Genomic DNA, 26020 nt, shown 5'->3' with positions numbered 1-26020 from the left:
ACAGGATAGAGACATGACTGACAGCTCCGCCATCCAGGCGGCGGCCGCCGCCGCCAAGGCCAAGAAAAGTGCTCGCAGCGAAAGAGGTGTCAAGCTGCGTGGTGCCGAGAAGGTGGCCCGGATTCCGGTGAAGGTGATTCCCACCGAGGAGATCCCGCGCAAGCCCGACTGGCTTCGGGTGCGCATGCCGGTATCCAAGGAAGTCACCCGCATCAAGGACACGCTGCGTCGCCACGGCCTGCATACGGTCTGCGAAGAAGCGTCTTGCCCCAACCTGGGGGAGTGCTTCCACGGGGGCACCGCCACCTTCATGATCATGGGCGACATCTGCACCCGTCGTTGTCCGTTCTGTGATGTTGCCCACGGCAGGCCCAATGCCTTGAATGAGCGTGAGCCGCGAGAGCTCGCCGAGGCGATCGCCGAGATGCGACTGAAGTACGTGGTAGTGACCTCGGTTGACCGTGACGACCTGCGCGATGGCGGTGCCCAGCATTTCGCCGACTGTATTCGCGAGATTCGCCGCGACAGCCCGAGCATCGAGATCGAAGTGCTGGTGCCGGACTTCAGGGGGCGCATGGAGGTCGCGCTGGATATCCTCGAAACCACGCCGCCCAACGTCTTCAATCACAACCTGGAGACGGTGCCCAGCCTGTATCGCAAAGTGCGCCCTGGTGCCGACTACCAGTGGTCTCTGGATCTGCTCAAGGGCTACAAGGAGCGCCGTCCGGAGGTCATGACCAAGTCTGGGCTGATGCTCGGGGTGGGTGAAGCCGACGAGCAGGTGATCGAGGTCATGAAGGACCTGCGAGCCCACAATGTCGATATGCTGACGCTGGGTCAGTACATGCAGCCGTCTCGCAATCACCTGCCAGTGGACCGTTGGGTTCCGCCGGCGACCTTTGACTGGTTTGCCGAGCAAGGCCGAGCCATGGGCTTCACCCACGTGGCGTCTGGTCCTCTGGTGCGGTCGTCCTATCACGCCGACCAGCAGGCCCATGGCATCGAGGTCAAGTAACGGTTCGATGCACAGCGTTAGATGAAAGCAATGCCCGGTAATGCCGGGCATTGTGCGTTTTAGCTTACGTGTTTATGCGCCGACTCCTACCTTATGTGCCGTGGCATGGTGCGGGGGCTTCGCAGTCCCAGGGGGAATGCGCTATATTGCAGTGCAACAAGTGCGCAGGCGCACGGATCGCCTCCTGCGCGTCACGCAACCCCAGGAGTCCCTATGAATGCGTTGATGCCTGGCGCTGCCGCGCCGCTGTTCGCGATGGCGGAACCCTTTGCACCGTTGCTCGATCCCTTTGGTTTCGGACGCGCCGCCGCCGATTACTGGCGCGATAGCGTCGAGCGCAGCATCCTCTATTGGGATGTGATGCGGCAGCGCGGCAACGAGTACCTCGAACATATCGAAAAGACCCGTCCCTCGGTGCTCGGTTTCGATACCGACATCGTCATGCTCGGGGAAGAGCTGCCACGTCCCGTCAACTACGAGTTACTGCGCGTGCATCCCCCGGAAGGCGTCGAAACGGATGAGCTCGCACGTCCCTTCGTGGTGGTCGACCCCCGTGCAGGGCATGGCCCGGGGATCGGTGGCTTCAAGCCTGACAGCGAGATCGGTGTGGCGCTGCGGGCTGGCCATCCGTGCTACTTCATCGCCTTTATGCCGTACCCGATTCCGGGGCAGCGGGTCGAGGACGTGGTCGAGGCCGAGGTCACCTTCCTGCGCCATGTCAACGAGCTTCACCCTGACAGCGAGAAGCCGATGGTGGTCGGCAACTGCCAGGCTGGCTGGCAGATCATGATGGCCGCCGCGCTGGAGCCGGAAGTGTTTGGGCCGATCCTGATTGCCGGGGCTCCACTGTCCTACTGGGCCGGTGAGCGCGGCAAGGCGCCGATGCGCTATACCGGCGGCATGACCGGAGGCAGCTGGGCGACCCACATGCTGTCGGACATGGGGGATGGGGTGTTCGATGGTGCCTGGCTGGTACAGAATTTCGAGCGGCTCAACCCGGCCAACACCTGGTGGGACAAGCAATACCACCTATATGCCCATGTCGATACCGAAGCCGAACGCTATCTTCAGTTCGAACGCTGGTGGGGCGGACACGTGGTACTGGGGGGAGAGGAGATCCAGTACATCGTCGATAATCTGTTCGTCGGTAATCGGCTGTCGACGGCGCAGCTGGTGACGTCAGACGGTCGTCGCATTGATCTGCGCAACGTGCGCTCCCCGGTGATCGTGTTCTGCTCCCAGGGTGATGACATTACGCCGCCACCCCAGGCGCTGGGGTGGGTGCGTGATCTGTATGGCGGTGTCGACGACATCATTGCCAACGAGCAGACGATCGTCTACTGCGTGCACGACAAGACGGGTCACCTCGGCATCTTTGTCTCGGGCAGCGTGTCGCGCAAGGAGCACGCCGAGTTCACGGCCAACATGGACTACATCGACGTCTTGCCGCCAGGGCTGTATGAGACCACGGTATCCAAGGCAAGTGACCGTCCTGATGCGGAGCTTATCGAGCGCGATTACCTGCTTGAGTTCTCTACCCGTGACCTGGACGACCTGGACGAGGTCGTCAAGCCACAGCCTCAGGATGATCGTCGCTTTGCGACCGTGGCCAGAGTGTCCGAGATCAATCTAGGTCTGTACCGTCAGTTCCTGCAGCCGTGGATTCGGGCGCTTTCCACGCCGGAGTCTGCCCATTGGATGCGTCGGATGCATCCCAATCGCATGGGCTATCGCCTGCTGTCGGACCGCAACCCGCTGATGGCGCCACTGCCGGTGTTGGCAGAAATGGTGCGCGAACGTCGCCGTGCGCTCAGCGACGACAACGTTTTCCGGGTGTACGAAGACATCGGTTCAAGCCTGATCTCCCGTAGTCTGGATGCCTGGCGAGTACTGCGCGACCGGTCCATCGAGAAGGCATTTCTGGATGTCTATGGCCAGCCCCTGTTGCAGTCTCTGGTCGGCTTGCGCGGTGCCGTGGACGCGGATCGAAGGCTGCCGGGCGCCGAACCCGAACGCCGTCGTTTCATCCAGCGTCGTCGCGACGAAATCCGTGCTCAGGTCGCCCGTGGTGGGGCCCATGAAGCGGTCATGAGGTCGATCATCTTCGTCCTTGGCGGTGCTCCGGCCACCGATGGGCGTAATTTCCGCCGGCTGCAAGCCTCCAGGAGCGAGCTGGAGCCCGAGCTTCAGCTGCAGGACTTCAAGCACTTGATGCGCGATCAGTTCTTCATTCTGAAACAGGATCGTGAAGCCGCCCTTGAGGCAGTGCCTGCGTTGCTTGAGGGCCTTGATGCTAAGGAAATTGACAGCCATATCGAGCATATGGAGCACGTTCTGGCGGCCAGCGGTGACTTGAGCGAGCACGCGGCCGCTCGCTTTGAGCGAATCAAGTCGTTGTTCCTCAAGGCGAGGCCGGCCAGCCGTCGCAGGTCAACACGGTCGTCATCCTCTGATGGCGGTGCGGGTGGGAACACCAGCGGCAGTGGCAAGCCGCCCAGCGCGTCCAAGGCCACTAGCGCTCCCAAGGCATCCAGCGCTCCCAAGGCATCCAGTGCTTCGAAAACGCCCAGCGCTACTAAGGCGTCCAGCGCTACCAAGGCGTCCAGCGCTACCAAGGCATCCACTGCCTCCAAGACGCCCAGCGCTACCAAGGCATCCAGTGCTTCCGAGACGCCCAGCGCTTCCAAGGAGCCGAGCACGACGAAGGCATCCAGCGCTTCCGAGGCGTCCAGCGACACCAAGACGTCCAGTGCTTCAGGCGCCACTACCTCGGCGTCCGGCACGAAGGCCGACAGCACGAAGTCCGACAGCGCTGGAGCTGCTGCAACGACGTCAGAGCCTGCGGGGGCGGCCAAGCCCGAGGGCGCAGAGGCGACACCTGCGGCTTCGCGTCGGCGCTCGACCAGTCGCTCGCGGGGACAGACGCGGCGCTCGTGATTATGGCGCTGCGCTGATCGCCACGTTCGATCGGCCCTGTGGCGTATTCTCGCTATGTCCTTGCCCCCGCCCAGCGGGGGCAAGGTCGTTATGTGGCCGCTGCTTGTCGGACGACGGGGTTAAGGCTAGTCTCTTGCCCATGCGAGTCGGGCGCCGTACAGAAGGCGCCGCGTGATCCGTGACACGACCAGCACTGTTCCAGGGGCAACCGTCGATGTGACTGGCGCGATGTTCGGCACTGGGTTAGGGTAAGCGCATTTTTCCCCGTCAAGCTTCGGCGGGTATGTTACATACTGGCGTACGCCAAGGAGCGCGGCGCCCTGACTTTCGTGGAGTACTATGGGCAAGTCTCTGGTCATCGTCGAGTCGCCTGCCAAGGCCAAGACGATCAATAAATATCTCGGCAACGATTTCATCGTGAAGTCGAGTGTGGGCCACATCCGTGACCTGCCGACCAGCGGCTCTGGCAAGGCGGCCTCCGATCCTAAGGAGCGGGCTCGCCAGGCGGCCGCGACACGCAAGATGTCGGCGGAGGAGAAGGCGGTGTATCAGCGCCAGAAGGCGCATACGCAGCTCATCCGGCGTATGGGTATCGATCCTGACAATGGCTGGCAGGCCAATTATGAGGTGCTGCCAGGCAAGGAAAAGGTCGTTGCCGAGCTCAAGAAGCTGGCTGAGAAAGCCGATACCGTCTATCTCGCGACCGACCTTGATCGCGAAGGAGAAGCCATTGCCTGGCACCTTCGCGAGACCATCGGAGGGGATGAGCAACGCTATCGTCGAGTGGTGTTCAACGAGATCACCAAGAATGCCATCCAGGAGGCGTTTACCGATCCGGGAAGCCTGAATATCCCGCGAGTCGAAGCCCAGCAGGCACGGCGCTTCCTCGACCGGGTGGTGGGCTTCATGCTGTCCCCGCTGCTGTGGGCCAAGGTGGCGCGAGGCCTGTCGGCAGGGCGCGTTCAATCCGTCGCCATGCGCCTGATCAGCGAGCGTGAGAGCGAGATCCGGGCCTTCGTGCCGGAGGAGTTCTGGGATGTGCATGCTGATCTGGTGACGCCAGAGGGCGAGGCGATTCGCTTCGAGCTGGTGCGTCAGGACGGCAAGGCGTTTCGCCCCACCAGTGAGGCAGAGACCGAAAAGCGGATCGCTGCGCTGCGCAAGGCAACCCTTGCCATCTCGGCCCGTGAAGACAAGCCCACCCGTTCCAAGCCGAACGCGCCTTTTATCACCTCGACCCTGCAGCAGGCTGCCAGTGGTCGCCTGGGCTTCTCGGTGAAGAAGACCATGACGCTGGCTCAGCGGCTCTACGAGGCGGGCTACATCACCTATATGCGTACGGACTCGACCAACTTGTCCAGAGACGCGGTGGAAAGCGTGCGCGAGTACATCGGCAGCGAATATGGTGATCGTTACCTGCCCGAGGCGCCGAATCGCTACTCGAGCAAGGAAGGGGCCCAGGAGGCCCACGAGGCGATTCGCCCCTCCGAGGTGACTCGCAGGTCTGCCGACCTTGCTGGCATGGAGCGTGATGCAGAGCGTCTGTATGAGCTGATCTGGCGCCAGTTTGTGGCCTGTCAGATGACCCCAGCCGAGTACTTGTCGTCGACGCTGACCGTGGCGGTGGACGGTTACGAGCTCAAGGCCAAGGGGCGTGTGCTCAAGTTTGACGGCTATACCCGCGTCATGACGCCCATGGGGCGCAAGGAAGACGATCAGGCCTTGCCTGACCTGGGTGAGGGTACGCCGATGGCGTTGGACGCCCTCGACCCGAAGCAGCACTTTACCAAGCCGCCGGCACGCTACACCGAGGCGAGTCTGGTCAAGGAGCTCGAGAAACGCGGCATCGGTCGTCCGTCGACCTACGCGGCGATCATCTCGACCATTCAGGATCGCGGCTACGTGAAGCTGGAGAATCGGCGCTTCTATGCCGAGAAGCTGGGTGACATTGTCACCGAGCGTCTCAAGGAGTCCTTCCCTGACCTGATGGATTACTCCTTCACCGCGCGCATGGAGGATAGTCTCGACGAGATTGCCGAGGGCGAGCGCAGCTGGCGCGAGCTGCTGGATGCGTTCTATCAGGAGTTTCGTGAGGAGTTGGCGAAGGCGGAAAGTGAGGACGGCATGCGTCCCAACCAGCCTGTGCCGACGGACATCGACTGTCCCAGCTGTGGGCGCAAGATGCAGATCCGTACCGCGTCCACCGGCGTCTTCCTTGGCTGCAGTGGGTATAACCTGCCGCCGAAGGAGCGTTGCAAGACCACGATCGACCTGCTTCCCGGCGAAGAGGCCGTAGCGGCCGACGCGGGTGAAGAGGCGGAAACCGACGCGCTGCGCGCCAAGGAGCGCTGTCCGTTGTGTGCCACCGCCATGGACAGCTACCTGATCGACGAGGGCCGCAAGCTGCATATCTGCGGTAACAGCCCGGACTGCGAAGGCTACAAGATCGAGGAAGGCAAGTTCCGGATCAAGGGCTATGATGGTCCTGTCATCGAGTGTGACAAGTGTGGCTCCGAGATGCAGCTCAAGTCGGGGCGCTTCGGCAAGTACTTCGGCTGCACCAATGACAGCTGCAAGAATACCCGCAAGCTGCTGCGCAACGGGGAAGTCGCACCGCCAAAGATGGATCCCATCCCGATGCCCGAGCTGGCGTGTCAGAAGGTAGAGGACCATTATGTGTTACGCGATGGCGCGAGTGGCCTGTTCCTCGCGGCGAGCAAGTTTCCCAAGAATCGCGAAACGCGCCCGCCGTTGGTCAAGGAGCTGAAGCCTCACGCCGAGGAGTTGCCCGAGAAGTATCACTACCTTCTTAGCGCGCCCGAGCAGGATCCCGACGGCCGCCCCGCGCAGATCCGTTTTTCACGCAAGCTCAAGGAGCAGTTCGTGATGACGGATGGCGATAACGGCAAGGCCAGCGGATGGAAGGCAAGCTGGGACGGCTCCTCATGGCAGGTCGAGGACAAGCGCAAGTGACCCCCAGAGCGCGTACCAACCAGTTGCTGTACCAGATGGAGTTGCTGCTTGCGACACCAGTCCGGGACGATGAGCACCAAGACGCCCACCGGCGCGCCTGCGAGGAGGGCGCGCTGGCGCTATTTGGTTTGGCGCTGGATGCGCTGCTGCGTGATGTCAGCGAGCATGCTCACCTGGTCGAGCACGACTGGCATACGATGCTGGTGGGCGATCGTTATCCCGACATAGCGGAAGTTCGTCGTTTGCGTGAACTCGCCAATGATCGTGACAGTTGGTTAGGTCGATTGATCTCATATCTGGACGCGCTGGAGAGTGATGGGGGAGCAAGTCAGGGAACTTCCGTGGGGCCTCCTGGCGTTATTGCTGTCGGCGGTCGGCGCGATCTCCGACAGGATTTGAGAGATTGTCTAACGATGGCAAAGGCAGAGATAGCGACGCTAAGGCAGACGAGTGAGGAATGGTAAAGGCGATGTGTCGCCACAGGGAGACGCCGGGCCTGAGATGAATAGGCAGGGGATGTCCTGGTTGGCCATGGCGCACTAGTGTCTGCCAGATAGTTGATGATGCCTCGCAGAGCGTGGTTTACACTCAGTCACCAATCATTTCTTTTACACACAGTGAGTCTTGTCATGTTCCAGCGGGGTCATCGTCGTCGTTTTATCCAAATGATACTTGGTGCCTGGCTGCTACTCCCCACCGCAGTCCTTGCCAGCTTCGATATGGTCGAGGATCAGCTTAGGCGAGCCATCGTGCCCGATTCCTCGAGTGAGGTGTGGGTGCTCATCGACAATCAGGAGTCACGTCTCACGGTCTATCGTGGTGGGGTGGAACTGGCCCGCTACTCGCCGATATCGGTGGGTAGGGGCGGTGCAAAATCACAGCGAGTGATGGGTGACAAGACGACGCCGCGTGGGGAATTCCACGTCGATCGCTTCAATTTCGACAGCAAATTCGACATCTTCATCGGGCTGGACTATCCCACCCCGACCCATGCGAGAATGGCGCTTGAGTCGGGGCTCTACTCTCAGCAAGACTACGACGAGTATTTCGACTACTATCGGCGGCATCGCAGCCCTCCGCAGCAGACGGTTCTCGGTGGCTATATCGGAATACACGGTGTCGGCGATGGAGATATGGATATTCACCGCAACTTTGACTGGACCAACGGATGTGTCGCCGTGACCAATCAGGAAATTCGAGAACTCTCTGGCCTGATTGGTGTTGGCACTCGCGTCGTCATCCGCTAGTCTTTAGGGGCGCTAGGGACGTTCAAGACTGTGGACTAGGGACGTTCAAGACTATGGACAAGCGCCGTTGTGTATTATAAAACAGCGTTTGACTCCTGTGCTTAGCAGCACAAGTCGCTGCAAGAAAGGCCTGCCTTTGCAGGAAGCCTGATGGATGCATTCCCCCAAGGGGCATGTAGACGTCATTATCGCAGTACCAAGGAAGACTCAAGGAGAACACCATGACTCTGAAGACTACCCTGAAGCTGACCGCCGCCGCCGCTTCTCTGGCCGTTCTGGCTGGCTGTGCTTCCTCCAGCGCTCTGGAAGAAGTTCGCATGACTGCTGAGTCCGCTCAGGCCGACGCTGCTGAAGCTCGCAGCATCGCCACTCAGGCTCAGAACACTGCCAACCAGGCACAGCGTGACGCTCAAGCGGCTCTGCAGCTGTCTCAGCAGAACCGTGAAGAGATGAACCGCATGTTCGAGCGCTCCATGCGCAAGTAATCGTTTCCTTGCCCCCTCGGGGGATGACCTGAACGGTGCGGACATTGTCCGTCCGCCAGGTCGTGAAGCGATAGGCTGAGGCCCAACCGAAAGGTTGGGCCTCAGTCGTTTTTGGGTCAGTGTCACGGCTCTGCATGGTGAAGGCATGCAGCAGCGGCAAATACCTTGATCGACGATGGCAATGGCCGTTTCGGGACCTGCGTGCTGGCGCAGGACCTCCTGCATCAACGTCATACCTGCAGGCGCTGGTAGGCGCGACTCGGCGCCATGTGGTGGCGTTAACGGGGCTGCTCGATGGGCCGCTGGCAGGCTGAAAGGGGCAGGTGTAACGCGCTCACTAAAGCGCCGCTGGCCTAGGTGAACGCTGACGAAAATGGCTCTGATGTCCCTGCACGCCAGGCCTTATCCGCGTCTCAGGTGCGCAAGTCGCCGCGGCTGTTCGATCTCATGATAGATGCAATAGCAGCCGCGTGGCACCCAACTCTGTCGGTCACTTTGCTCAGATGACCGAGCCTGATGAGAGCGAAAAAAAGGCGCCACAAGGGCGCCTTTGGACGGACATGCAGGGAGCGGAGGTTTTACTCTCCCTGGCTTGCCTGGCTAAGCAGCGGGGGTTCTCCAGCGACCAGTTCGATGTGGTCGTAAAGACTGCCAGGCAGGGGAGTCGGGCGTTCCGGTGCTGTCGCCTGCATCGCTACGGGCAGTCCGCTGGGGGTCTCCATGGCGGCTCTCAGGCGTGCAAAGTCGACCCTGTAATCCTTGTCCTCGACGGCGGATTCCACTTCTTCGATGGCGGCAGTCATGTCCTCAATGGGCGCGCCTTCTTCCTCGTCCAGATAGGGATACGCCTGCACATACAGGTGCTCATCAGACCAGCCAAGCTTGAGAGGCTCGTTGACCAGGCGTACACGCGTACCGACGGAGACCTGGTCAAACAGGTTCTCGACATCATCGGGCAGCATACGGATGCAGCCGTGGGTGACGCGCATGCCCACGCCTTCAGGCTTGTTGGTGCCGTGGATCAGGTAGCCAGGAATACCCAGGCGCATCTTGCGGGTGCCCATGGGGTTTTCCGGACCTGGCGGTACCACGCCGGGGAGCGGGTTGCCGGCTTCAGCGTGCTCGCGGCGAATGGAGGCGGGCGGGTACCAGGAAGGATTCTTGACCATCTCGGTGATGGTGGTAGAGCCCAGCGGCGTTTTCCAGTCCATGCGCCCGACGGCGATCGGGTAGGTCTGGACCGTGCGCGGTTCTCCCTCCTTGGCCGGAGGATAGTAGTAGAGGCGCATCTCGGCGACGTTCACCACGATGCCCGTGCGCGGTGCGTCGGGCAGGATGAACTGGGCGGGAATGACGACCTCGGTGCCTTCTCCGGGATACCAGATGCTGACGTCGGGATTGGCGCGAGTGATCGCATTGAAGCCAATGCCATGGTCGTGACCAATATCGATGAGGGTGTCGTCTTCGTCCGCTTCCACGGTGTAGACCTCGCCGATAAGGTCCCCGTCTTCGGGCAGCAGGTAGTGTCCCCTGGGCAGTTCGTCCGCCGCCACCAGAGGAGTCGCCAGCACGCCGAGCAGGCCACACAGGGTGGCGGCGCGAGCTAACGGTCGGCGAAGTGAAATCGAAGTCATTGCAACAGTCTCGATGTTGTGTGAGGGCCGGGGATCACCCGGCCACAGGTGGCAGTGTGTCGATAGCTATAGATTGCCCGCTAATGCGTCTTTGCGCCAGTCTTTACAGAGCAAATGTCAGGCGGCCTGAGCCTTTCGGTTGAGCCGTTCGAGCAGGGCTTCGATCGCTTCGAAGCGTGCCTCTTCGTCAGCCATGTCGACGCTGAAGCGAAGCGTGTCAGCACCCTCGAGTCGATACCTCTGGGGGTCGCTTTGGATGAGCTCGACCAGGGTCAGGGGGTCCACGGCGGTCTGGCCGCCAAACAGGATCCTGCCGCGCTCGGCGCCGGCTTCCAGGCGAGTGATGCCCAGTCGTTCAGCTCGTTGTCGCAGGTGGGTCTGACGCAGCAGTGTCTTGACCGGCCCCGGCAGCAGGCCAAAGCGATCGATCATTTCGACCCGCAGTTCCTTGAGTTCCGCCTCATTGCTGGCGTTGGCGATGCGCTTGTACATGACCAGGCGTTGCTGCACGTCGTGCAGGTAGTCGTCGGGAATCAGCGCAGGCAAGTTGAGGCTGACTTCCACGCCGTCCTGAAGGGGCGACTCGATGTTGGGTGTGCGGCCCTCGCGTATGGCCTTGACGGCGCGGTCCAGCATTTCCATGTAGAGGCTGTAGCCAACCGCTTCCATCTGACCGCTCTGCTCGTCACCCAACAACTCGCCCGCGCCACGGATTTCCATGTCGTGGCTGGCCAGGGTGAAGCCAGCCCCCAGATCCTCGGCCTGGCCAATGGCTTCCAGGCGCTTTACCGCGTCTCGTGTCATCGAACGTGGGGGAGGGGCCAGCAGGTAGGCGTAGGCCTGGTGGTGACTGCGGCCAACCCGCCCACGCAGCTGGTGGAGCTGGGCCAGGCCGAACTTGTCGGCGCGTTCGATGATGATGGTGTTGGCGCTGGGCACGTCGATGCCGGTTTCGATGATGGTCGAGCACACCAGGACGTTGAAGCGCTTGTGATAGAAGTCGGACATCACGCGCTCCAACGAACGTTCCGGCAGCTGGCCGTGAGCCACCGCGACGCGAGCCTCCGGCACCAGTTCTCGGACCTTCTCGGCGGCGGTCTCGATGGTCTTCACTTCGTTGTGCAGGTAGTAGACCTGGCCACCGCGCAGGATTTCACGCAGCAACGCTTCCTTGATGACGGCTTCCTCGCGTTGCTGGACGAAGGTCTTCACCGATAGTCGTCGGGCAGGGGGCGTCGCGATGATCGACAGATCGCGAATGCCGCTCATGGCCATGTTCAGGGTGCGGGGGATAGGGGTGGCGGTCATGGTCAAAACATCGACCTCGGCGCGCAGGCTCTTCAGGCGCTCCTTCTGAGCGACGCCGAAGCGGTGTTCCTCATCGATGATGACAAGACCGAGCTGAGGAAAATCGAGCTGACGGGACAGCAACTTGTGGGTGCCGATGACGATGTCGACCTTGCCCTCTCGGATACGCTTGAAGGTCTCGGTCTGGCCGCCAGTGCTGGTAAAGCGAGACAGTAGCTCGATATCGACAGCAGTATCGGCGAAGCGGTCACGGAAGTTCTCGTAGTGCTGGCGGGCCAGTAGCGTGGTGGGCACCAGCACCACCACCTGTCGTTGTGACTGGACGGCCAGGAAGGCGGCGCGCATGGCCACCTCTGTCTTGCCGAAGCCGACGTCGCCGCAGACCACACGGTCCATGGGGCGTGGCGCGGTCATGTCTTGAATCACCGCCTGAATGGTCACCCGCTGGTCCGGCGTCTCCTCGAACGGGAAGTTGGCCACGAAGCGGGCGTACTCGTCATCCGGGGGCGCGCAGGCAAAGCCTTCGCGGGCCTCTCTCCGGGCATAGATGTCGAGCAGTTCTGCCGCGGTATCGCGAATCTTCTCGGCGGCCTTGCGCTTGGCCTTGTCCCACTGCTCCGAGCCCAGGCGGTGCAGGGGGGCCAGCTCATCGTCGGCGCCGGCATAGCGGGAGATCAGATGCAGGCTGTCGACCGGCACATAGAGCTTGGCGCCGTCGGCGTATTCGAGGCTGACAAATTCGGCGGCCTGGCCGCCTGCCTCCAGGGTTTCCAGTCCACGATAGCGGCCGACGCCATGGGCCTGGTGGACCACTGGCGCGCCTGCCTTGAGTTCGGACAGGTGGCGGACCGCGAGCTCATTGTCGTCCGTCGCCTTGGCCTGACGCCGGGTCTGGCGCACCACGTCACCGAACAGCTCGGTCTCGGTGATGACGGTCAGCGCCGGTTGCTCGAGCAGCAGCCCGTTGGCGAGCTGACCTTCAGCGATAGCGAGTGCCATGTCGCCATCGAGGAATTCCAGGAAGCCGGTGCTTGCCGGCAGCGCGCCGGTGACCGGCGCCAGGGTGTCTTCCAGGGCTTCTCGGCGACCGCGTGACTCGGCCACGAACAGCACGCGCTGTTGCGAGTGCTGTTCGAGAAAGTTCTTTAGTGCGGCCAGTGGCTCCTTGGCGCGCGCGTTGATGGCGACGTCGGGTGCGGCTTGCGCCTGGCAGCGATGGGCATGGGGATGATCGGTGGCGTCGGTCAGTTCGATCCGTGGGTGGGCCTTGATCAGCGCAAACAGCTCTGCCTCGGGAATAAAGGCCCGATGGGGGGGCAACAGCGGACGGGTGGGGTCCACGCCGAGGTTTTCATAGCGACTGCTGATGGACTGCCAGTGGTGCTGAGCAGCGTCGCGGCAGCCAGCCATCATGACCACGTGGGTGCCGTCCGGCAGGTGGTCGAACAGGGAAGCCGTTGTCTCGAAGAACAACGGCAGATATTGCTCGAGTCCCGCCGACGGAATGCCCTTGAGGGCATCGACGTATAGCGGGCACTGGCGCGGGTCGACGTCGAAAAGCGTCTCGAAGCCCTCGCGAAAACAGGCAATGGCAGAGCGCGACAGCGAATATTCGTGAGCCGGTAGAAGCTCGATGCGTTCTACCTTGTCGAGGCTGCGCTGGGTGTCTGGATCAAAGCTGCGCAGCGTGTCGATCTCATTGTCGAACAGATCGATGCGCAGGGGATGCTCCGCGCCCATGGGGAAGAGGTCGATCAAGGCACCGCGCAGGGCATACTCGCCAGGCTCGAAGACGGTCTCGACCGCGCGATAGCCTGCACGGGACAAGGTTTCTCGAAACGCCTCTCGCTCCAGAGTGGCGCCCACTTCCAGTGTCAGTACGCGGCCAGCAATGTAGTCGACCGGCGGCAGGCGCTGCATCAGCGTATTGATGGGGACCAGCACGATGCCGTGCACGCCATCCTGAAGCTGCCTCAGGGTTCGCAGTCGCGAGGAGACGATGTCCTGGTGTGGCGAGAAGCTGTCGTAGGGCAATGTTTCCCAATCGGGAAAGGGCAGTACCGGCACGTCAGCGAAGAAGGCCAGCTCCTGTTCGAGTCTCAGCGCTTCAGCGGTGTCCTGAGTGACCACCAGTAGCGGCTCCCGAGAGGCCAGTCGCGCCAAGGCAAGCGCGGCAGCGCTGCCTGGAGGCGTCGTCAGGAACAGGGTGTCGCGAACTCCTTGAGGCAACGGCGGATCAAGCGGCGAAAAGGTAGGCATAGACGTTGTCGTTTCGCTGGCGTTCAGTGGGCGAGCAGGCATCATACCAGCCCCATCTTGGTCGTGTAGTCAAACTGGGATTTCTGTAACGAGCCTACATGGAGTGCGACCATACAGGCATTGCCCCGCCTCATGGGGGCGCAGATAATACTCGCGTTTCCCAACAGACTTAGAGGTCTCTCGTGAGCCAGCAACCCGACATCGTCTTCCAGGAGTGGCACGACAACCAGGCCGTGGCCGAGCAGATGATCCCGCTGATTGGCAGCCTGTATCGTCGCAACAACGTGGTGACGACCATGTTCGGTCGCTCCCTGTTCAACCGTAGCGTGATCAGAATTCTCAAGGATCATCGCTTCGTGCGGAAGATTGAAGGGACTGAGCTGTCGGTTCAGGACACCTTCCCGCTGGTTCAGGCGATGACCCAGCTCAACCTTGGGCCGGCGCACGTTGACGTGGGCAAGCTCGGGGTGGCGTTCAAGAAGCAGGGTGGTGGTGACGCCCTGGCCTTTATGCGCGAGCAGCTGGCCGACATCGTCGACAGCCACGACCCGGATGCGGGTAACGGCGAACCCAAGGACGTGGTGCTGTACGGCTTCGGTCGTATTGGTCGCATTCTGGCGCGCGTGCTGATCGAGAAGGCCGGCGGCGGCAACCTGCTGCGGCTCAAGGCCATCGTGGTGCGTGGGCGCGGCGATATCGCCAAGGATCTGGAGAAGCGTGCCAGCCTGCTGCGCCGCGACAGCGTCCATGGTCCGTTCGATGGCACCATCAGTGTCTGCGCTGAATCTCGCACCCTGACCGCCAACGGCAACGTCATCCAGGTGATCTACGCTGACTCACCGAGTGATGTCGACTACACTGCTTACGGTATCAACAATGCGGTCGTCGTGGACAACACCGGCATCTGGCGCGATGAGGCCGGCCTCGGCCAGCACCTGCAGTGCAAGGGGGTGTCCAAGGCCCTGCTGACCGCACCGGGCAAGGGTGACCTCAAGAACATCGTCTACGGCATCAACCACTCCGACATCACTGCCGATGATCGCATCATCTCGGCTGCTTCCTGCACCACCAATGCCATCGTGCCGGTGCTGAAGGTGATGAACGACGAGTACGGCATCGAGCATGGTCACGTGGAGACTGTCCACTCCTACACCAACGACCAGAACCTGATTGATAACTATCACAAGGGTGACCGTCGCGGGCGCAGTGCTCCGTTGAACATGGTGCTGACCGAGACAGGTGCCGCCAAGGCAGTGGCCAAGGCGCTGCCCGAGTTGGGTGGCAAGCTGACCGGCAACGCCATCCGGGTGCCGACGCCGAATGTGTCGATGGCGATTCTCAACCTGTCGCTCAAGCGCGAGACCGATGCCGCGTCGCTCAACGACTACTTGCGTCGCATGTCCATCGATTCCGCTTTCCAGAAGCAGATCGACTACGTCGACTCTCCAGAAGTCGTGTCCACAGACTTCGTCGGCAATCGCCATGCGGGCATCGTCGATGCCAAGGCCACCATCGCCCAGGGCCGTCATGCGGTGGTCTATGTGTGGTACGACAACGAGTTTGGCTATAGCTGCCAGGTCATTCGTATCCTGCAGCAGATTTCCAACGTGTCCTTCTGCAAGCTGCCGCGCAGCCACGCCTAAGCCGCGTCGCGCGGGCGGAACGGCCCGTTTTGAGGTATCTCAATACCCCCTTGCCAACCTTGTTTGGCAAGGGGTTTTTTCTTTCTGTCGGGGCTCTGATCTGCCGAAACAGTCATTTCTGCTACGTTCGATCATGTGGTCAATTCACTGGCTTGTCTTTATAATGCTGGGGATTTTTCGGGGTGGTTCGATGTCGCCTCGGCGTGACTGGTGATGCGTGGTCAATAACAAGAATTCCTCTCATTTCCACCGAACCTCCGTCCATTATCTACGATCCATCAACTGGGCGAGTCTATGATCGAAGTCAAGAAAGGCCTGGATCTCCCCATCACGGGAGCACCGGAGCAGCGTATCGAGGATGCGCGACCGGTGCGCCACGTGGCGCTCCTGGGCACCGACTATATCGGCATGAAGCCGACTATGGAGGTCAAGGAGGGGGACAAGGTCAAGCTGGGCCAACTCCTGTTTACCGACAAGAAGATCGACGGTGTACGCTTCACTTCCCCGGCGGCCGGTGAAGTGGTGGCGATCAACCGCGGTGAGAAACGCAAGCTGCTGTCGGTGGTGATCAAGGTCGACGAGAGCGAAGAAGCCGAAACCTTCACGGCCCATGGGCGTGATGCGCTGGCGTCGTTGGAACGTCAGACGGTGGTCGACCAATTGGTGGAATCCGGCCTGTGGACCGCGTTGCGAACTCGCCCGTTCTCGCGGACTCCGGCGCTGGATGCTGAGCCAACCGATATCTTTGTCACCGCGGTGGATACCCAGCCGCTGGCTGCCGATCCGGCCGTGGTCATCAACGAGCAGGCGCAAGCCTTCGAAGATGGCCTGACGGTACTGTCGCGCCTGACCAAGGGCCAGGTGTTCCTGTGCACCGCAACGGACGCGCAGATTCCTGGCACCAAGGTCAAGGGCGTCAAGCACGAGAGCTTTGCTGGTCCCCACCCGGCTGGCCTGGTCGGTACCCATATCCATTTCCTGTCCCCGGTGTCGCTGCAGCGTCGCGTCTGGCACATCGGCTATCAGGACGTGATTGCGTTCGGCAAGCTGTTTGCAGAAGGCAAGCTGGACATGAGTCGTGTGGTGGCCGTCGCAGGTCCGCGTGCAGAGCGTCCGCGTCTGGTACGCACGCGCCTGGGCGCCAGCACGGATGAGCTGCTCGATCATGAAGTGAAGTCTCCGGACGACACCCGGGTGATCAGCGGTGGTGTGTTCTCTGGCTTCACTGCCGAGGGCAGCCTGCGCTACGTGGGCCGTTTCCACACCCAGCTGAGCCTGCTGGAAGAGGGTAACAAGCGCGCCTTCATGGGCTGGCTGTCCCCAGGTGGCAACCGTCACTCGGTGCTCGGGATCTACCTCTCCAGCCTCAAGGGGCTGAGCAACTATGCACCTACTACCTCTACCAACGGCTCCGAGCGCGCGATGGTACCGGTAGGTGCTTACGAGAAGATCATGCCGCTGGACATCATGCCCACGCAGCTGCTGCGTTCGCTGATCGTCGGTGACATCGAGACTGCCATGCAGCTGGGGTGTCTGGAGCTGGATGAAGAAGACCTGGCGCTGTGCACCTACGTGTGCCCGGGCAAGTACGAGTACGGTCCCATCCTGCGTGACAACCTCACCATGATCGAGAAAGAGGCCTGATGATGGGTATTCGACAGACACTCGACAATCTCGAGCCGCACTTCCACAAGGGCGGCAAATACGAGAAGTTCTATCCGCTCTACGAGGCGGTAGACACGATTTTCTATTCTCCCCCCAGCGTGACCAAGACCACGGCTCACGTGCGCGACGGTATTGACCTCAAGCGCATCATGATCACCGTGTGGTTCTGCACCTTCCCGGCCATGTTCTTCGGCATGTGGAACGCCGGCTGGCAGGCCAACGAAGCGATCGCCGCGGGCTACGACTCCATGGGTGGCTGGCGTGAAATGATCCTGCTGACCCTGGCCGGTGGTCATGACGCAGGCAGCCTGTGGTCGAACTTCGTGCTTGGTGCGACCTACTTCCTGCCCATCTACCTGGTGACGTTTGCAATCGGTGGCTTCTGGGAAGTGCTGTTCGCGATCAAGCGCGGCCATGAGGTCAACGAAGGCTTCTTCGTCACCTCCGTGCTCTACGCCCTGATTCTTCCGGCCACCATTCCCCTGTGGCAGGTCGCACTGGGCATCACCTTCGGTGTGGTGATCGGCAAGGAAATCTTCGGCGGTACCGGCAAGAACTTCCTCAACCCGGCGCTGACAGGTCGTGCCTTCCTCTACTTCGCCTATCCGGCCCAGATCTCTGGTGACTCGGTTTGGGTCGCGGCAGACGGCTATACCGGTGCCACTGCACTGTCCACGGCCTATCAGAGCGGCATGGCAGCCCTGCAGGATCAGTACAGCTGGTGGGACGCCTTCCTCGGCTTCATCCCTGGTTCGGTGGGTGAGACCTCGACCCTGGCGATCCTGATCGGTGCCGTTGTGTTGCTGGGCATGCGAATTGCCTCCTGGCGCATCGTGCTCGGGGTGTTCCTGGGTATGGTGGCGATGAGCTCGATTCTCAACCTGATCGGCTCCGACACCAATGCCATGTTTGCGATGCCCTGGTACTGGCATCTGGTGGTGGGCGGCTTTGCCTTCGGCATGGTGTTCATGGCCACTGACCCTGTGTCTGCGTCCATGACCAACCCGGGTCGCTTCCTGTTCGGTGCCCTGATCGGTGTGATGACGGTCCTGATTCGCGTGGTCAACCCGGCCTTCCCGGAAGGCATCATGCTGGCGATTCTGTTTGCCAACCTGTTTGCCCCGCTGATCGATCACTTCTTTGTTCAGGCCAACATCAAGCGTCGCGTCAAGCGCACGGCGGTTGTGGCTGAGGAGACCACCTGATGGCACAAGGCAACAATTCCATCAAGAAGATCCTTACGGTCGCCTTCTCCCTGTGTATCGTTTGTTCGATCATCGTGTCGACGGCGGCAGTGGGGCTCAAGGCGCGTCAGGAACGCAACCAGGAGCTGGACCGCAAGTCCAACATCCTGGCCGTGGCGGACCTTTACGAGCCCGGGATGGACGTCGGCAAGGAGTTCTCCCAGGCCGTGACCGCCAAGGTCGTCGACCTGGAAACCGGTGAGTATACCGACGCGGTCGACCCCGAGACCTACGATGGCTTCCAGGCGGCCAAGGATCCTGCACAGTCGCGCACCCTGTCCGGCGAGCGTGACGTCGCAGGCATCGGTCGTCAGGAAAAGTACTCTACCGTCTACCTGGTCGGTGACGAGGAGAACCCCGAGCAGATCGTGCTGCCGATCCGCGGTCAGGGCCTGTGGGGCCTGATGCGTGGTTACCTGTCCGTGCAGGGCGATGGCAATACCATCGGTGGCATCACCTTCTATTCCCACTCCGAGACACCCGGACTGGGTGGTGAGGTCGACAACCCGCGCTGGAAAGCGCAGTGGGAAGGCAAGGAAATCTACGCCTCCAGCGACTCCATGGATCCGGCCATCGAGCTGGTGAAGGGGGGCGCCAGCGATTCCACTGAGGTCGACGCACTGTCCGGTGCTTCCCTGACCAGCCGTGGGGTGACGCATCTGGTGCAATTCTGGCTGGGCGAAGAAGGCTTTGGCCCCTACCTGGAGCACTTCCGCGAAGGTGGTGACAGCCAGGCGACTGCCAGCGCCAGCCCCTCTGACGACAGCGAAGGAGTCTGACGATGTCCGCACCGACAACCAAGGGCGTCATCCTGACGCCGATCTTCAAGAACAACCCCATCGCCCTGCAGATCCTTGGCATCTGCTCGGCGCTGGCGGTGACCTCCAGTCTCAGCGTATCTCTGGTCATGAGTCTGGCGGTTATCTTCGTGACGGCATTCTCCAGCATGTTCGTCTCGCTGATTCGGAATCATATTCCGTCCTCTATCCGTATCATCGTGCAGATGACCATCATTGCGTCGCTGGTCATCGTGGTGGACCAGATCCTCAAGGCGTTTGCCTATGAGATGTCCAAGCAGCTGTCGGTCTTTGTTGGCCTGATCATCACCAACTGCATCGTGATGGGTCGCGCTGAAGGCTTTGCCATGACCAACACGCCTGCGCTGTCGTTCCTGGATGGCGTGGGTAACGGTCTTGGTTACGGCTTCATCCTGATGACGGTCGGCTTCTTCCGTGAGCTGTTCGGTTCCGGCAGCCTGTTTGGCGTGACCATCCTCGAGACCGTGCAGAACGGTGGCTGGTACGTACCGAACGGCCTGTTGCTGCTGCCGCCGTCTGCCTTCTTCATCATTGGTCTGATCATCTGGGTGCTGCGTAGCCTCAACCCGGAGCAGGTCGAGGACAACGAGTTCGTGATGAAGGAAAACACCCAGCCGAAGGAGGCCGTGTAAGATGGAACACTATCTGAGCCTTTTCGTTGCCTCGGTCTTCGTCGAGAACATGGCCCTGGCGTTCTTCCTGGGCATGTGTACCTTCATGGCGGTATCGAAGAAGGTGTCCTCTGCCATTGGCCTGGGCATCGCGGTGGTCGCGGTTCTGACCATCACTGTTCCGGTCAACAATCTGATCCTGAAGTACCTGCTGGCGGAGGGAGCCCTGTCCTGGACCGGTATCGCCGGTGCCGAGAACATCGATCTAACCTTCCTGGGTCTGCTGTCCTACATTGGCGTTATCGCCGCTCTGGTGCAGATCCTCGAGATGTTCCTGGACAAGTTCGTGCCCTCGCTCTACAACGCGCTTGGCGTCTTCCTGCCGCTGATCACCGTGAACTGCGCCATCCTCGGTGGCACCCTGTTCATGGTCGAGCGTAGCTACAACTTCGGCGAGTCCGTGGTCTATGGCCTGGGCGCTGGTGTTGGCTGGGCACTGGCCATTACTGCGCTGGCTGGAATTCGTGAGAAGCTGAAGTACAGTGACGTGCCTGCCTCGTTGCAGGGGCTGGGCATCACCTTCATTACCGTGGGTCTGATGTCCCTGGGCTTCATGTCCTTCTCCGGCATCCAGCTCTGAGTGAGACGGGAAGGGTGCCACAGCACTCTTCTCGGTTCCGAACGCTAGCAATAGGAAACCGACATGGTTGATACAACAGTCATCGTGCTCGGCGTCGTCATGTTCACCGTCATCGTCATCAGTCTGACGGCGGTGATTCTGGCGGCCCGCTCCAAGCTCGTGAGCTCGGGCGATGTGACCATCGAGATCAACGACGATCCCGAGAACACCCTGACCACCCAGGCCGGCGGCAAGCTGCTCAACACCTTGGCAGCCAACGGCATCTTCCTTTCTTCCGCCTGCGGCGGCGGTGGCTCCTGTGCCCAGTGCAAGTGCCGCGTCGAAGAAGGGGGCGGTTCCATCCTGCCCACGGAAGAAAGTCACTTCACCCTGCGTGAGAAGAAGGTGGGCTGGCGTCTGTCCTGCCAGGTGCCGGTCAAGCAGGACATGAAGATCCAGGTCCCTGAAGAGGTCTTCGGCGTCAAGAAGTGGGAATGCGAGGTCATCGAGAACCCCAACGTCGCCACCTTCATCAAGGAGCTGAACCTCAAGCTGCCTGAGGGCGAGGAAGTTGCCTTCCGCGCTGGCGGCTATGTGCAGCTGGTGGCTCCTGCCTACGATATCAAGTTCTCCGACTTCGATATCGAGGAAGAGTACCGTGGTGACTGGGAGAAGTTTGGCCTGTTCAACGTCTCCCACAAGAACACTGAGGAGGTCATTCGCGCCTACTCAATGGCCAACTATCCGGAAGAGAAGGGCATTCTCAAGTTCAATATCCGGATCGCCACGCCGCCGCCCAATTCCAGTCACCCGCCCGGCCTGATGTCCACTTACGTGTTCAGTCTCAAGCCTGGTGACAAGGTGACGGTGATGGGGCCGTTCGGTGAGTTCTTCGCCAAGGACACTGACGCCGAGATGGTCTTCATCGGCGGTGGTGCCGGCATGGCACCGATGCGCAGCCACATCTTCGACCAGCTCAAGCGTCTTGATACCAAGCGCAAGATGACGTTCTGGTACGGTGCACGCTCCTGGCGTGAAACGTTCTACAACGAAGAATACGACAAGCTGGCTGAAGAGCACGACAACTTCGACTGGCATCTGGCATTGTCAGATCCCCAGCCCGAGGACAACTGGGAGGGGCCGACCGGCTTCATCCATAACGTGCTCTACGACATGTACCTCAAGGACCATCCGGCGCCTGAGGATTGCGAGTACTACATGTGTGGGCCGCCCATGATGAACGCTTCTGTCATCAAGATGCTGCTGGACTTGGGTGTCGAGCCCGAGAATATCATGCTGGATGACTTTGGCGGCTGATGCCTTGCCTGCCATGGCATGTCGAAAACCTCGCCCTCGTGGCGAGGTTTTCGTTTATCGGTCCCGCTGACGCTGGGAAAGTGTCTTGGAGGCGCCGTGAAAGTGCCTTGAAAGAAAGCAAAGGGCAGTAGTCGCCGTGACGGTTTCTGCCCAGAGGATAAATCTGGCATAATCCTTTGGTCGACAGGGCGTGCGACTCGACGGCGTCAGGGCGGTCGGTCGTGTTGCTGGGGCAAGGCCCGTGTGCCGAGCATGCGACGGCTGACCCCAGACCGATGCGGTGCAAGGTTCACGCAGCTGTGTGCTACTCACTTCGGCAGGCCTGTCGTTCCATCAAGAGGACACTCGTATGACCACCTACCTGATCGTATTTGGCGCCATGTTGCTGATTATCGGCGCCATGGCCATCGGCGTCATCCTTGGACGCAAGCCGATCGCCGGCTCCTGCGGCGGGCTTAACCAGCTTGGCCTCAAGGATGGCTGCGAGATTTGTGGCGGTAAGGACGACGTGTGTGAAGAGGAGTCGAAGAAGCGCGCCGCCAGCGCACGTCGCCGCTCCGATGAGAACCGCGGGCTTGATCTGGGCTACGACGCCACCCGTCGATAAGGCGTTGCAGCGAGCAGCCTGCGCCTACCGGTATGCGTGACGCATGCCCTGGTTTGCCTGACCGTGACGGCGCCCTGTGGGCGCCGTCTGCATGATGATGCTGTCCCTTGTACGGTCGAGGGACTTTTCCAGGATAAGGATGACACGATGGCAGTGCACAACTACGACGTAGTGGTGATCGGTACAGGCCCCGCCGGCGAAAGCGCCGCGATCAACGCCGCGAAGCACGGTAAGCGAGTGGCAGTGATCGAGAAGCAGGCGCGCGTGGGCGGTAACTGCACCCATTGGGGCACCATCCCGTCCAAGGCGCTGCGTCATCAGGTTCGCCAGATCATGTCGTTCAACACCAATACGATGTTTCGCGACATCGGTGAACCCCGCTGGTTTTCCTTTCCCAAGGTCCGCGAACGTTCCCGGGTGACGATCGATCAGCAGGTGGCGATGCGTACCAACTTCTACGCGCGTAACCGCATCGATCTGTATCACGGCATTGCCCGCTTCAAGGACGAGCATACCTTGACGGTGCGCGGGCAGGGAGACAACCAAGAAGAACTGATCGCCGACAAGGTGATCATCGCCACTGGGTCACGTCCTTACCGCCCGGCGGATATCGATTTTCGACACCCGCGGATCTACTGCTCGGACACCATACTCAGCCTTCAGCATACGCCGCGCACGCTGATTATCTTTGGCGCTGGTGTTATCGGCTGTGAGTACGCGTCGATCTTTTCCGGCCTTGGGCTCAAGGTGGACCTGATCAATAACCGCGGTAGCCTGCTGTCGTTTCTGGATGACGAAATCAGTGATGCGCTGTCCTACCATCTGCGCAAGCATGGTGTGTTGATTCGTCATAACGAAGAGTACGAGCGCGTCGAGGGTGACGAGCATGGGGTCACCGTTCACCTGAAGTCAGGCAAGCGGTTGCGCGCGGACGCCTTCCTGTGGGCCAACGGACGCACCGGGAATACCGACCAGCTGGGGCTTGAGAACATCGGCCTCACCGCGAATGGTCGTGGACAGTTGCAGGTCGATGAACACTATCGCACGGCGCTGCCGCACATCTATGCAGCGGGCGACGTGGTGGGCTGGCCGAGTCTGGCCAGCGCGGCTTACGACCAGGGGCTGAATGCCTGCGACGAGCTGCTGGATCGGGATTTCCGCTATGTGACCGAGGTGCCTACCGGTATCTATACCATTCCGGAAATCAGCTCGTTTGGCCGTTCCGAGCGAGAGCTGACGGAGGCCAAGGTGCCCTACGAGGTGGGACACGCCTTTTTCAAGGATACCGCTCGTGCGCAGATCACCGGAGATACGGTGGGGATGTTGAAGATCCTGTTCGATCAGGACACGCTCGAGATCTACGGCATTCATTGCTTTGGTGACCAGGCGTCGGAGATCGTGCACATTGGCCAGGCCATCATGCAGCAGGAAGGCGAGGCGAACACGCTGAAGTACTTCGTCAGCACCACGTTCAACTACCCGACGATGGCCGAGGCCTACCGGGTGGCGGCTCAGAATGGTTTGAACCGAGTCTTCTGACGCCAGCGGCCATGACCGGAAAAGGTGCCAACAGGCACCTTTTTTTGGGTCTACGGGATGCGCCTGCAGGCGGGGTTCGCCCCGCATGGGCTGAGCGGGTGCCGGCTAGTCGTTGTCGCCAAGCAAGTGGGCCATGCATGGCGGCGACGCTAGCTCGAGGTCATCCCGGTCTTCCTGCTGCAGGGCTTCCAGCAGGCGCTCGCGCAGCTGCGCCAGATAGGAAGCGTCGAGTTCACGGGTGGCCGTCAGTAGCGTCAGGCGTCCGCGGCGTGCCAGTCGCATCAGCGGCAGCAGTTTATGCGGGTGGTCCCGCAGCTCGCCGCGATAGCGGATCTCGAACACCGCACGGCTGATCTCGCCTTGATGGTACTGCCGGCGCAGAGCCTGGCTGGGGGAGGCCTCTCGATACCAGTCGGTCAGCGCCAGTGACTCCCGTCGACATCCTCGAGGCCAGAGTCGGTCGACCAATACCCGCGCGCCGTCGTTGTCGGCCGGGGCCTGGTAGACGCGCTTGATGACGATGTCGTAGCGCATCATGGTGTGCCCTCCAGCTCGATCAGTGCCTCCTGTGCGCTGGCCTGCCAGGGTCCAGGCAATGCTGCCGCCCGCTGCAGCGCCTGTACCGCCTCCTGAGGCTCATCTTGAGAGGCCAGGGTGAGACCCAGGTTGAGCCAGGCGGGGGCGAGCTCCGGGTCGTATTGCGTCGCAGCCCTCCAGGCATCGATGGCATCTTCCCACCGGCCTTGCGCGTGATAGGCGTTCGCTTGGCCAAAGCGCGCCATGGCCGCGTCCGGGAAACGCTCCACGACGGCCTCCCAGGCCGGTAACGCATTGCCAGCGCCCTGCACCCGTTCAAAATCGGAGGTGGCCTGGATCGCCTCGCTGGCCGAGAGGGAAACCGGCAGCTGGCCTGGCGGCAGGGCAACGAAGGCCCAGCGATCGGAACGCTGCCAGGTGGCGTCAAAACGCCCAAACTCGGTACTGTCCTGGCGCGTTACGCCCGTGCGTAGTCGCAGCACCTGCTGATTCAGATCGTAGCCATTGACGATGGCGAAGTGCCACAGAGGAAAGGCGGGTAGTGACAGGTTCTGGAGCACCACCACGGGACGCCCGGCGTCGACTTCCTCAAGCAGAGACTCCAGGCGCGGTGCCAGCACAAAGGGGATGCGCCCATGGCGCCGCGTTGCGGCCAGCATTTCGGGCTGGTAGCTGCCCTTGCGCGCCGGAACGTAGATATCCGGGATCAGATCGTCGACGCTGACATCGACGCCAGTATGGTTGAGCGACATGGCCAGGGTCGCCGGTCCACACTGGTAGTCACGCTGGGGGTGAAAGGGAACGTCGTCCAGCAGTCGCTGGGCCGACAGCGATTGCGTGCGGCTGGTATCCAGGTCGGGTGTAGCGGCACAGCCTGAGAGCACAGCCAACAACGCAAGAGCGCCCGCCAGGCGGGCGCTCGACATGATCACGTGCGAGACAGACATGGGCTTACCGCGTGAACGGATAGACGTCTGTCAGGCCGAGGATGTCAGTGACCAGCAAGATCACGAAAACCGCAAACAGCACACCGATAACGCTGGCGCCGGCAGGCATCTGGTCAAGCTGGTCAGCCATTTGCTGGGCTTCCTGATCGGACAGGGCGGCGACACGCTGTTCGACATCGGCAGGATCGACGCCCTGCAGCTCCAGCTGCTGGCGGACATCGTCACGGGCCAGCACGCTGTGGATGCGCTCGCGGGCATCTTGTGTCTGCTGGCTTGCCAGCACGTCGCTGGTGGAGGCCATTGAGACGGCAGTGGCGGCACTGGCGCTGGCGGTGCCAAGGGTCAGGCAGACCATCAGGGCAGTACACAGCAGTCGGCGAAGTGTAAGGGTCATAGCGGCTTCCTTGTAGGGCTGGGTGTCTTGTTGAGCGTTCTGTGATGGCGACCGATAGCGACGAACCTCCTGTGCGTCGATATCGCGCGACAGGGGGAGTATAACCAAGATGCACCAGTTTTTTCATGTGGCTAGGAGGGATGAATTCCACGCCCAGGCAACGCCAGTCTGTGCTCAGCGTGGCAAAGCGGAGTCCGTCATGCCCCCGTCAAGCTAAAGTG

At 61.2% G+C, this 26020-nt stretch carries 20 protein-coding genes; 15 read left to right on the top strand and 5 right to left on the bottom strand.

Translation table 11 applies throughout. From position 1 onward, the window contains the following. Positions 1-13 precede the first annotated feature (13 nt). The 6 genes from lipA (at position 14) to KUV86_RS18525 (ending at position 8657) form a co-directional block, all read left to right on the top strand. Positions 14-1015: a lipoyl synthase gene (gene lipA, locus KUV86_RS18550; RefSeq protein ID WP_206943267.1), complete on the top strand. Its 1002-nt coding sequence runs from the start codon at positions 14-16 to the stop codon at positions 1013-1015. Between the two features lie 213 nt (positions 1016-1228). Next, complete coding sequence (locus KUV86_RS18545) at positions 1229-3952, top strand: DUF3141 domain-containing protein (protein WP_222486096.1); 2724 nt, start codon at positions 1229-1231, stop codon at positions 3950-3952. A gap of 339 nt (positions 3953-4291) precedes the next feature. Continuing rightward, positions 4292-6925: a type I DNA topoisomerase gene (gene topA, locus KUV86_RS18540; protein ID WP_222486094.1), complete on the top strand. Its 2634-nt coding sequence runs from the start codon at positions 4292-4294 to the stop codon at positions 6923-6925. Beyond that, entirely contained in the window at positions 6871-7389 is a 519-nt protein-coding gene (locus KUV86_RS18535) for a DUF6586 family protein (RefSeq protein ID WP_261397711.1), read from the top strand. The genes topA and KUV86_RS18535 overlap by 55 nt, the downstream gene beginning before the upstream one ends. Positions 7390-7674: 285 nt before the next feature. Further along, positions 7675-8172, top strand: coding sequence for a L,D-transpeptidase (locus KUV86_RS18530; protein WP_315857896.1), 498 nt, complete (start codon positions 7675-7677; stop codon positions 8170-8172). 221 nt (positions 8173-8393) lie between these two features. Then, positions 8394-8657, top strand: a complete 264-nt coding sequence (locus KUV86_RS18525; protein WP_045992670.1) for an Lpp/OprI family alanine-zipper lipoprotein — start codon at positions 8394-8396, stop codon at positions 8655-8657. Between the two features lie 578 nt (positions 8658-9235). Here the strand turns inward: KUV86_RS18525 and KUV86_RS18520 are convergent. Next, positions 9236-10291: a L,D-transpeptidase family protein gene (locus KUV86_RS18520; protein ID WP_222486092.1), complete on the bottom strand. Its 1056-nt coding sequence runs from the start codon at positions 10289-10291 to the stop codon at positions 9236-9238. Positions 10292-10408: 117 nt separating this feature from the next. Beyond that, on the bottom strand, positions 10409-13858 hold the full coding sequence (gene mfd / locus KUV86_RS18515; protein ID WP_206943262.1) for a transcription-repair coupling factor: 3450 nt from the start codon (positions 13856-13858) through the stop codon (positions 10409-10411). A gap of 182 nt (positions 13859-14040) precedes the next feature. On the opposite strand from mfd, the gene KUV86_RS18510 reads away from it, so the two are divergent. The 9 genes from KUV86_RS18510 (at position 14041) to sthA (ending at position 23921) form a co-directional block, all read left to right on the top strand. Then, a complete protein-coding gene (locus tag KUV86_RS18510) occupies positions 14041-15501 on the top strand; it encodes a glyceraldehyde-3-phosphate dehydrogenase (RefSeq protein ID WP_206943261.1) in 1461 nt (486 codons plus the stop codon). 294 nt (positions 15502-15795) lie between these two features. After that, on the top strand, positions 15796-17145 hold the full coding sequence (locus KUV86_RS18505; RefSeq protein WP_222486090.1) for a Na(+)-translocating NADH-quinone reductase subunit A: 1350 nt from the start codon (positions 15796-15798) through the stop codon (positions 17143-17145). Continuing rightward, the gene (locus KUV86_RS18500; protein WP_206943258.1) at positions 17145-18371 is read left to right on the top strand and encodes an NADH:ubiquinone reductase (Na(+)-transporting) subunit B; all 1227 of its coding nucleotides are present in this window, start codon (positions 17145-17147) and stop codon (positions 18369-18371) included. Before KUV86_RS18505 ends, KUV86_RS18500 begins: the two co-directional genes overlap by 1 nt. Further along, positions 18371-19189 carry a Na(+)-translocating NADH-quinone reductase subunit C gene (locus tag KUV86_RS18495; RefSeq protein WP_206943257.1) on the top strand — a complete coding sequence of 273 codons (819 nt, stop codon included), beginning with the start codon at positions 18371-18373 and terminating at the stop codon, positions 19187-19189. Before KUV86_RS18500 ends, KUV86_RS18495 begins: the two co-directional genes overlap by 1 nt. 2 nt (positions 19190-19191) lie before the next feature. Further along, complete coding sequence (locus KUV86_RS18490) at positions 19192-19860, top strand: NADH:ubiquinone reductase (Na(+)-transporting) subunit D (protein WP_206943256.1); 669 nt, start codon at positions 19192-19194, stop codon at positions 19858-19860. A gap of 1 nt (position 19861) precedes the next feature. After that, entirely contained in the window at positions 19862-20479 is a 618-nt protein-coding gene (nqrE, locus tag KUV86_RS18485) for an NADH:ubiquinone reductase (Na(+)-transporting) subunit E (protein ID WP_206943255.1), read from the top strand. 63 nt (positions 20480-20542) lie between these two features. After that, on the top strand, positions 20543-21775 hold the full coding sequence (gene nqrF, locus KUV86_RS18480) for an NADH:ubiquinone reductase (Na(+)-transporting) subunit F (RefSeq protein WP_222163435.1): 1233 nt from the start codon (positions 20543-20545) through the stop codon (positions 21773-21775). 349 nt (positions 21776-22124) lie between these two features. After that, positions 22125-22382 (top strand): (Na+)-NQR maturation NqrM, encoded by a 258-nt coding sequence (gene nqrM, locus KUV86_RS18475; RefSeq protein WP_206943253.1) that lies wholly within the window; start codon positions 22125-22127, stop codon positions 22380-22382. Between the two features lie 147 nt (positions 22383-22529). Further along, positions 22530-23921: a Si-specific NAD(P)(+) transhydrogenase gene (gene sthA, locus KUV86_RS18470; RefSeq protein ID WP_206943252.1), complete on the top strand. Its 1392-nt coding sequence runs from the start codon at positions 22530-22532 to the stop codon at positions 23919-23921. Between the two features lie 105 nt (positions 23922-24026). On the opposite strand, the gene KUV86_RS18465 is transcribed toward sthA, so the two are convergent. From KUV86_RS18465 to KUV86_RS18455, 3 genes are read right to left on the bottom strand one after another with little or no spacing between them, the layout of a single operon-like run. Next, on the bottom strand, positions 24027-24458 hold the full coding sequence (locus KUV86_RS18465; RefSeq protein WP_315901004.1) for a DUF488 domain-containing protein: 432 nt from the start codon (positions 24456-24458) through the stop codon (positions 24027-24029). After that, positions 24455-25405: a PA2778 family cysteine peptidase gene (locus tag KUV86_RS18460; RefSeq protein ID WP_222486088.1), complete on the bottom strand. Its 951-nt coding sequence runs from the start codon at positions 25403-25405 to the stop codon at positions 24455-24457. The genes KUV86_RS18465 and KUV86_RS18460 overlap by 4 nt, the downstream gene beginning before the upstream one ends. 4 nt (positions 25406-25409) lie before the next feature. Continuing rightward, on the bottom strand, positions 25410-25799 hold the full coding sequence (locus tag KUV86_RS18455) for a PA2779 family protein (RefSeq protein WP_206943250.1): 390 nt from the start codon (positions 25797-25799) through the stop codon (positions 25410-25412). Positions 25800-26020: the final 221 nt, after the last annotated feature.

The sequence above is a fragment of the Halomonas sp. DP8Y7-3 genome (genome assembly GCF_019801675.1).
GTDB lineage: Bacteria > Pseudomonadota > Gammaproteobacteria > Pseudomonadales > Halomonadaceae > Halomonas > Halomonas litopenaei_A.
This window is presented reverse-complemented; position numbering and strand designations above follow the sequence as displayed.